This window comes from Mobiluncus sp. (genome assembly GCF_985070215.1).
The window spans coordinates 1-8,658 of the sequence record NZ_CFKZQR010000059.1 but is presented as its reverse complement, the minus strand read 5'-3'; the positions used below and the strand labels follow the sequence as shown (position 1 = coordinate 8,658).

The 8,658-nt window shown below is 61.4% G+C and carries 7 protein-coding genes; 4 read left to right on the top strand and 3 right to left on the bottom strand.

Annotated elements, in window-relative coordinates; all coding sequences use genetic code 11:
- Window positions 1–536: alanine racemase (locus AC5LBQ_RS08925; RefSeq protein WP_493265262.1), on the bottom strand; the 536-nt coding region annotated here is incomplete at its 3' end.
- A 9-nt stretch (window positions 537–545) separates the two neighbouring features.
- Entirely contained in the window at window positions 546–1,442 is an 897-nt protein-coding gene (locus AC5LBQ_RS08920; protein WP_493265261.1) for an EamA family transporter, read from the bottom strand.
- Between the two features lie 244 nt (window positions 1,443–1,686).
- Between AC5LBQ_RS08920 and AC5LBQ_RS08915 the strand changes: the two genes are divergently transcribed.
- From AC5LBQ_RS08915 to AC5LBQ_RS08900, 4 genes are read left to right on the top strand one after another with little or no spacing between them, the layout of a single operon-like run.
- Window positions 1,687–4,041 (top strand): ABC transporter ATP-binding protein, encoded by a 2,355-nt coding sequence (locus AC5LBQ_RS08915; protein ID WP_493265260.1) that lies wholly within the window; start codon window positions 1,687–1,689, stop codon window positions 4,039–4,041.
- Between the two features lie 5 nt (window positions 4,042–4,046).
- A complete protein-coding gene (locus AC5LBQ_RS08910) occupies window positions 4,047–6,620 on the top strand; it encodes an FtsX-like permease family protein (RefSeq protein ID WP_493265259.1) in 2,574 nt (857 codons plus the stop codon).
- 59 nt (window positions 6,621–6,679) lie between these two features.
- Complete coding sequence (locus tag AC5LBQ_RS08905) at window positions 6,680–7,099, top strand: phage holin family protein (RefSeq protein WP_493265258.1); 420 nt, start codon at window positions 6,680–6,682, stop codon at window positions 7,097–7,099.
- The gene (locus AC5LBQ_RS08900; protein WP_493265257.1) at window positions 7,096–7,395 is read left to right on the top strand and encodes a DUF3618 domain-containing protein; all 300 of its coding nucleotides are present in this window, start codon (window positions 7,096–7,098) and stop codon (window positions 7,393–7,395) included. The genes AC5LBQ_RS08905 and AC5LBQ_RS08900 overlap by 4 nt, the downstream gene beginning before the upstream one ends.
- A gap of 106 nt (window positions 7,396–7,501) precedes the next feature.
- On the opposite strand, the gene purM is transcribed toward AC5LBQ_RS08900, so the two are convergent.
- A partial coding sequence (gene purM / locus AC5LBQ_RS08895) for a phosphoribosylformylglycinamidine cyclo-ligase (protein WP_493265256.1) occupies window positions 7,502–8,658 on the bottom strand: 1,157 nt, incomplete at its 5' end.

The following is an 8,658-nucleotide window of genomic DNA, read 5'->3' as shown; positions in this document are numbered from 1 at the left end:
CCCCCCGGGCGGCGCCCCCCCCCAAAAAGGCCGAGGGGGGGCGGTGGGGGCTGGTAAATGCCCAGCCGCGCCAGCTCCAGGGTTTCTTCGGGCGCAATCCCGTGTTTCGCGTCCTCACCGGAAGTGTTGACTTCAATCATGACTTCTAGGGTCCGTCCCGCCTGGTCAAGTAGCCGGTTCAGGGTTTGTGCCAGTTTCGCGGAATCTAAGGATTGCAGTTCCGCACCGTTTGCAACGATGAGTTTCGCTTTGTTGCGCTGGAGGTTGCCGATTTGGATCCAGCGGGGACTTGCCTCGTTCCCGTCAGCGCCCAAGCCCAGGTTCGCGCCGAGTTCCGCAGCTTTCGCGGCCAGTTCTTGGGGTTTGTTTTCCCCGAATTCGCTCACTCCCGCGGCGAGAGCTTCGCGCAGGTCCGCAACCGGGTGGGTTTTGCTGACCGGAAGGATTCGGATTGACTTGCCATCGCGTCCCGCGGCCGCGGCCGCCGCGGCGACCCGCTGGGAGAGGGCTTGCAAACGCTGTGAGAATCCGGTCATAAGCCTAGTTTAGTCCGTCTGTTCAGCAGGGGTAGGGGCGGCTGTATCGGCGGGGTCGCGCCGATAGGTCATCGCCACCGCTACCGATACCAAAATTAGGCCGCCCACTTCTGGCCAGCTCGGAAACTGCCGCAGCATAATCACCCCCACCAGCAGGGACGTTACCGGCAACAACGCTGAGAGCAGCGCGAAAATGGCGGCGGAAACATCGCGCAGCACCACCAGTTCCAGGATGTAAGGCACAAAGGAGGAACACATGCTCATCAGCAGGGCCAGGCTGAAAACGTACCACGAGCTGAACGCAACGTGGATGTCAGGCCAGGCCAGGGGCAGCTGCAGGCACGAACCGAAGGCCAGGGCTACGGACAAGGAATCGATGCCGCGACCCAAAACCGCAACTTTGCGGCCCAAAGCCATGTAGGCGACCCACATTCCCCCGGCGACCAGCGCCCAGAACAGGCCCATCCGGTCGGTCGGATTGCCCATGTCCAGGCCCAGCCCGCCAATCATGACTACGCCAGAGAACGCCAACAGGACCGAGAACTTGCCCAGCCAGCCGGTGATGCCGATGGCCGCAAAAATGACCGGCCCCAGGAACTCTACGGAAACGGTAGTCCCCAGGGGAAGCCGCGCAATCGCCTCGTAAAATGTCATATTCATACAGACCAGGGCGGTTCCGAACAGGCAGGACCACACATAGCCGCTGCGAGTGAGCGCCCGGGCACCCCAGGGCCGGCGCCACGCCAGCAAAATTATTGCCGCAAAGACAGTCCGCAACCAAGCCACGGTTAACGTCCCCATCAGGGCAAACAGCGTCACCGCGAAGCCAGCTCCCACATACTGAATGACGCCTTCGGTAAAGAAAATCAGGGGCGCAGGAACGGGTTTTCGTGCTTTTCCAGGCATCCTGCCATTGTAGACTGCACCGCACAAACCGTGAAAAAACATTGTCCGACCATTTTTCGTTACCGCGTGGGACTTTTTCCCAGTTCATGCCATTTTGTAAAATCGTATCAAGACCGTATGGTTCTGCCCTCCGCTCGCCCGCTGGCAGCGCATCAACCGTTGGTATTGAGTTGAACTTCCTTCGGGCGTGGAAACCGGCACCCTGGCGGCAAATATGAAAGAATGCAGAGAAAGGAGGCGAAACTTGGTCAATCAAACCGCTGCGGCATCACCGAGATTTTCCACCACGCTTTCTCCGGTCTCAAATCCTCTCATCAGCGTCCGCGGTCTGACTAAAATTTATGGTCAGGCCGATACGGAGCGCGCTGTCACAGCTTTGGATAACGTGGACGTTGATTTTCCCCGCGCCCAGTTCACCGCCATTATGGGGCCTTCCGGGTCCGGGAAATCCTCTTTGCTGCACATTTTGGCAGGGCTGGATTCGTTTCAATCCGGGACGGTCAAGGTTGCCGGACGTGACCTGTCTCAGCTGAATGCCGCAGAGTTGACCCGGTTTCGCCGCGACAAAATCGGGTTTATTTTTCAGTCATTTAACTTGGTGCCCACGTTGAACGTTGCGGAAAATATCGAGTTGTCAGCGATGGTGCGCCGCCATTCTCCGGATCGACGCCGGCTAAAAGCGCTGGTCAAAGAGCTGGATATGGAATCCCGGCTGGGCGCCTTCCCCTCCGAACTGAGCGGAGGGCAACAGCAAAAGGTGGCTTGCGCGCGCGCGTTGCTGACCGCCCCGGAGGTCGTTTTCGCTGATGAGCCGACCGGAAACCTCGATTCGGCTTCATCAGCACAGGTTCTTTCGTTCCTGCGGGCGGCCGCGCGCGACTGGGAACAGTCAGTCATCATGGTCACCCACGAACCGGACGCCGCGAAATACGCAGACCGGGTACTGTTCCTGTTTGACGGCCAAATCGTCGGCCAACTGGAGAACCCGACCCGCGAAACCATCCTCGAAGCGGAGCAAAATCTCGGCGATGTGCGGCAAGCGCGGAAACGCGCGGGACAACTGGGCGCGCCCCAGTCTCTACGTGACGTTGATCCGGAGGCGTTGGAAAAGGATCTAACCGCCGTCATGAGTTTGCCAAAAATTGAAGAGGAAACCGACTCTGAACAGGTGGAATCGCCCACAGAGGAAGCCGCGGTTTTGCCAAAATCGGCACCGGACACGCAGCCTTCCTCCATCTCCCCGTACTTACAAAGCGCGTTCCCAGTCGGGCATACCGCCCCCGAATCCAGCCCGACACCTGCCCCCGCGCCTCCTCCCCCGTCGCGTCGCCAACGCGATACTGCCCTCACTTTTGCAAACCTCGGCATCGCCGAGGCAAACCCCGAGCCGAACGAACTGGCAGATTCCCTGGCTCGTGGCGATTTCAAGTGGCCCAGTATGTCCGTGGCGCGCCCCGATTCCCCGGACGACACTAATGATTTATTGGGTAAACCGCTCGCTTCCGGCTTTGCCAGCTCTGAGGCGGGCTGGAGCTCCGCTGCGGCGGGCGAACACAACGCTACCTTTGATTCCGTGATTGCCGGGTCCGCCGAGTCGGCTGACGACAGTTACGACACCGCACAAGATTCTGACCCCACAGATTACGGTGATACCGGGTTTAATCCGTTCGATTTTACGGACAAGCCCGCGCCTACCGTTAGCGGTGCAGGGGACTCGGGGACACCCCCCTTGTCGCGCCGTCCGATTTTGGGCGGTATCGCTGCGAAGAAGTCCGCACCAACGGCTTCGACACCGGTCCTTCCCCCGGATGTGGCCGCGCCGGTCGCGCCGCCGACCACGGACGCTTGGGCGGATAATCCTCCCACGTTGGTGCCCAGTTCGGCTTCGTCCCGGATTTTGTCCGAGGCGTTTACCCCCGAAACGGTCCCGGCGGACTCCGCTGAACCTGATTCGCTACACCCGCAGTTCCCTGAGTCACTTGCCGCGCAATCAAACACGGCGCCCTCGACCGAAGTCCCGGCTGCTGAGCCCGAACCGCAACCGGAATTTTTCGCCGAGCCAGAGCCAGAACCCGAACCGCAACCGAAACCCGAGCCGACCCGCGAAAGGCCGCGCCGGCCGCGCCGCCCCGCCGTCGACCCCCACTTGGCCGAAGCCGAAGGCAAGAACGAGCTGCTAGCCATGATTGAACAGGCGGAAAAACTCTTGGCCGCTTCGGGCGCAGCCATCAACGACGCCACGGAAACCCTGCAGGAAACCGCCGCGCCGCACGACTCGCGCCCTTCGGATTCGGCACTTGCAGCACGAACCCCTCGCGACACCGCGGCCTCGTCAACCCCTTACGGTGGAAATCCGAACTTGCCCAGCCGCGGGAAAACTCCCGACCAAGAACTGCTCATCGCCCGCGCAGACGCCATGTTAGCCCAGGCAGAAGCCCGTTCGGCGACTCTGCAAGACGATCTGCGAAACCTGGGGCGCACCCCCGGCTCGGCAACCCCGGACACCCCAGCTGTCCCCGTCCCCGGCGCGGACCCAACGGAAACCTTCCCCCCGAACTTGCGCACTCCTTCCTTGAAATATCCCACTAAAGGCCGGTAAACGCCATGTGGAAACTCATTTGGCGCGAAATGACCCGCCGCGGCTCCCGCTTTTTCCCCACCGTGTTTGCCGTAGTGCTGGGCGTAACATTCCTGACCGCCACTTTGGGGATAACCGACCTGATGACTGACGCGGCCAAGTCTTCCGTGACGGCAACGCTCTCCGGGGACCTCTATGCCGTGGCACCACCCACGAAAGACGCTGTCACGCCAGACTTGGCAGCGCGCGGCAGCGTCAGCGACGAACTTGTGCCAATTATCGAAGCGGCCGATGGGGTCGCCCACGCGGTTCCCCAATATGAGGGCCAGGCAGTCCTGCTGGACCAGGCGAAACACCCCGTCTCAATCGGGCTCACCCCGACCCTGGTGCACGGCGCTTTTCCCTATCCGCCAGGACCGGAAGTCGCGGCGGGTCGCCTGCCGCAGGGACCGAAAGAGGTCATGCTGGAACTCAGTACGGCCCGGCGCGCCGGACTGAAAACCGGCCAAACTGCCACCCTGATTTGGGGCGGAGCCACCCACCGGCTGAAAGTCGTGGGCCTCGCCCAGTTCAAAGACCCGCTGGGCACCGCCACCTTGGCTTTCGTGGACGGTAAGGACGCAAAAACCTGGTTTTCTCCTACCGGCAAAATCAAGCTCATCGGCATCCATGTGGCGCCCGCGGCCGACCCGGACAATGTCAAGGAACGCGTCCAAGACGCGGTCGGTCCCGATGCGGTCATCCTGACGGGGGCCGCGCTACGCGCCCAACAGTCCGCGGCGGTGGCTCGCACGGTCAGTCTGGTGAACCTGCTGGCCCTGGCGTTTGTGGCGCTGGCGCTGCTGGCGGGCGCTTTCCTGATTGCCAACACTTTCGGGATCCTGGTCGCCTCCCGCTATCGAATGCTCGGAATGCTGCGCACTGCCGGCTACACCCCTCACGCGCTGCGGATGCTGGTGGTCGGCGAAGCCCTGCTGATTGGGCTGATTGGGTCCGTTTTGGGCGAAGGAGTGGGGCTGGCCCTGGTGGTGGGGATCCGCCAGGTTCTCACTGCACAAGGGTGGGTGTTCACTTCCGGTGTGCCGTTGGGGCTCTGGAGGGCCCTGGCGATAGTGGCGCTGGGGGTTTTCATTACCGTGGTGGCCTGTTTCATTCCGGCTTGGCGGGCCGGACGCATGACCCCGCTGGATGCTTTGGCTGCCAGCGCTCCCGTCCCGGAAGGACGCCGGCGCGGAGTCACGATTTTTGGGCTGTTAGTCCTGGTCGTGGCCATTGGCCTCGGCGCGGTGGCATTGTTGGAAGCGTCTCGGTCAGAAGTGGGGACGCAGGCGGCAGTGCTGGGCATGGCGGCAACGCTGTTGGGGCTGTCTGGCGTGCTATGTCTGACCCCGGTCTTGCTGCGACCGTTCCTGTGGTTTTTTTCCGCCTTATTTAGGCGCGGGCAGCGCTTACCGGCGCTGTTGGCGCTGCGCAACCTGCGCCGCTACCCGCGCCGCACCTCCCTGGGAGCCGCCGCCCTGGTCCTTGGCATAGCCATCGCCACCACCGGCGGAATCCTGGCTGATTCCGCCCGCAAGTCCCTGCAGTCCGGGGTGACCCAGGAAGTTCAATCTGACCTGGTCGTAGCCTCGCTGCAGCCTTCCACGAACGTGGAGAAAGCCGTTGCGGCGCTGCGAAAAGTGGACGGGGTACGCTCCGCAGACGCCGACATCTTTAGCGCCCCGATGCTGGTGCGGCTCGACCAAGATCCCACGCGGTCCCTCACTGTCGCCGGCATCACCGCGGACCAAGCCGACAACCTGGTCTCCCTGCAGGTTAAGACTGGTGACGTGAAGGGCTTGGCGAACGGCCGAGCCCTGGTGAACGCCCGTGATGCCGCCCGGGAAGGGTGGAAAGTGGGGGATGCGATTACGGTGACGGGTCCCCGCGGGATTTATTCCACCAAAGTCGCCGGGATAGTGCATTCCACCCTGCTGGACGCGGCGATTTTCCTCGATCCGCAGTATCTGCGCCAGGCTGCAGCCCCTGAATCCCTCGCTTTCCAGTATATTTTTGTGAACCTAAAGAGTGAAAACGCCGCGGCCGCCCCGTCTGAAATCCGTGAGATTCAAAACCAGATACAGCACAGTCTGAATCAGTTCTATGTCTACCGGGTCTATACCCCGGTTGAGTTGTCTCACGCCCTGTCGCAAACCACCACGCAGGTTCTGTGGCTGATGTACGCGCTACTCGGACTGTCCATCGTCATCGCCATTCTGGGGATTGTGAACACTTTGGCGCTGGCGATGATAGAACGGCGGCAAATTTTCGCCCTGCTGCGGGTGCTGGGGCTAACCCCGCGGGAAGTGCGGGCTTCGCTGCGTTGGGAAGCATTTTTCCTGGCGTTGCTGGGTGCGGGGCTGGGATGGATTTCCGGACTGGTCATCGGAATGCTGTGGCGGTGGATGCTGCGGGACTTTGGGCTGAGCGCATGGGGAATTCCGGTGCTGGGCCAGCTCGGTTTCGTTGCGGCAGCTGTCATTTTGGCGGTTTTAGCGGCATCGTGGCCGGTTCGCAAAACTGTGCGGACCCCGGAGTTGATGGCGACTCTGGCTTCCTAAACGAGGATTTTGTGAAAATAGTAAACTAGGTTTTAAGTGACGTTGACGAGGAGGCCCTTATGGCTGTAGAAGAACCGAAATTATCGCTGGGGGCGCTGTTTGCGCGGTTTTCCACCCAGGTTTCTGACCTGTTCAGGGCTGAGGTCGCGTTGATGAAAGCCCAAGCCAAAGCAGCCGGGTCCCGGTTCGGTTTGGCCGCGGGATTGTTGGCCGGTGCCGGCGTGTTTGCCCTGTTCATGCTCGGTTATTTGATCAAAGCTATGTTCTATGGGTTTACGGCGCTGACCGGTTTAGCTGCGTGGGGCGCTTTGCTCACCGCGGCGGTTTTGCTGGTACTGACGGTGATTTGGGCCCTGATTGGGCTATCCGCAGCAAAACGCGCTAAAGACAACATCCCCGAACCTCAAAAGCACGTCAAGAAGGACGTAGAAACCCTGAAGGCCGCCATCAAGCGCCCGGATTTAGGAGCGGAAAAATGAGCGAAAACGACGCGGAGAAAACAGAGTTTACCGGTAGCCCGGAGGAAATCGAGCGTCAGATTGAAGCCGCCCGCTCCGACATGGGTCAGACCGTAGACCAGCTGGTGAATCGGCTGCGTCCGGCCAATCAGGTCAAAGAAGCCAAGGCCAAAGCCCAGGATTTTGCACAGCTTGCCAAGTCGACCTTCACCGATGCGGTAGAGGGCGACGTGGATTCGCAAAAGAAACTGGGCATCGCGGCGGGGGTAGTAGCTGGCGTATTGTTGCTGGCAAAGCTGCGCCGTCGCCACCGGTAAACAGATTTTTTGTCACTATAGGGGGAATATAGCCGGGTAGCTGCCAATAATGGCAGCAATCGGGCTATATTCCCCCTATAGTCACGCCGCCCACAGTAGCCCGGGCTTAAAACCGGTATTCACCGAGCATGGCTACAGTTCCTCCGGCGACCCCTTTAGTCCCGGAAATCTGGCGCTCACCTGCGGGAACACCATCGCTGATACGTCCCATGACAAAAGCCTCCATGCCGGCTACCTGTGCCGCCATGATGGTGGCGGGCACGAAATCAGGATGCACGATAGCCGCCATACCCACGCCGAGGTTCCAGGTGTCCTCGGCACTGGTCACGTCCACCCCGCCCAAATCCATCAGGTAGCGGAAAATCCCCGGCACCTGCCAGGTCGAACGGTCCACTACCGCGTGCAGGCCGGCGGGAATAACCCGGCACAGATTCGCGGCCAAACCGCCTCCGGTCACGTGAGCAAACGCGTGAACCCGGTTTCCGTCCAGTTCCCCGGCAAAATCGCCGGCTTGGCGAGCGGCGAGCCAGCCCGAATTCTCCAGTTCCAAACACAGCTGGGAATACAGCCGGGTCGGTTCCAGGCAGGCCAAGCCCACAGAATAATCAGCAGCTTCAGCAAAGGGCGAGCCGCTGGGAGCCGTCACCCCGTAAGACTGGGGAATCGAGGAATTCCAATCCACCCGCGCGTCAGCCACAATCCGGCGTACCAGGGAATACCCGTTTGAATGCAAGCCACTGGAAGCAAAACCGACCACCAGGTCTCCGGCACAAACCCGCTGGGGTCCAAGCAATCGAGGCGCATCCACAATCCCGGTCGCTGCTCCGGCCACATCAAAATCTTCAGTTCCCAGCACTCCGGGGTGTTCGGCCGTCTCGCCCGCCACCAGCGCGCAATCCACCGCCTGACAAGCCCGGGCGATGCCTTCAACCACGGCCGCAATCATCTGGGGGACGACCCGGCCGCAGGCAATGTAATCGGTCATGAACAAGGGCCGCACCCCCGCCGGGGTGAGGTCGTCAACGACCATTCCCACCAGGTCTTGACCGATAGTGTCATAGATCCGCATCGCTTTGGCCAGCTCAATCTTGGTGCCGACCCCGTCCGTAGACGTCGCCAACAGCGGACGGCGCATGGCGTTCATCCCCGCGGCCGTGGCATCATAGAGGCCCGCGAACCCGCCGGTGCCGCCCAAAACTTCCGGCCCTTGGGTGGCTTGCACCGCGGCCTTCATCAACCCCACCGCCCGGTCGCCAGCCTGGG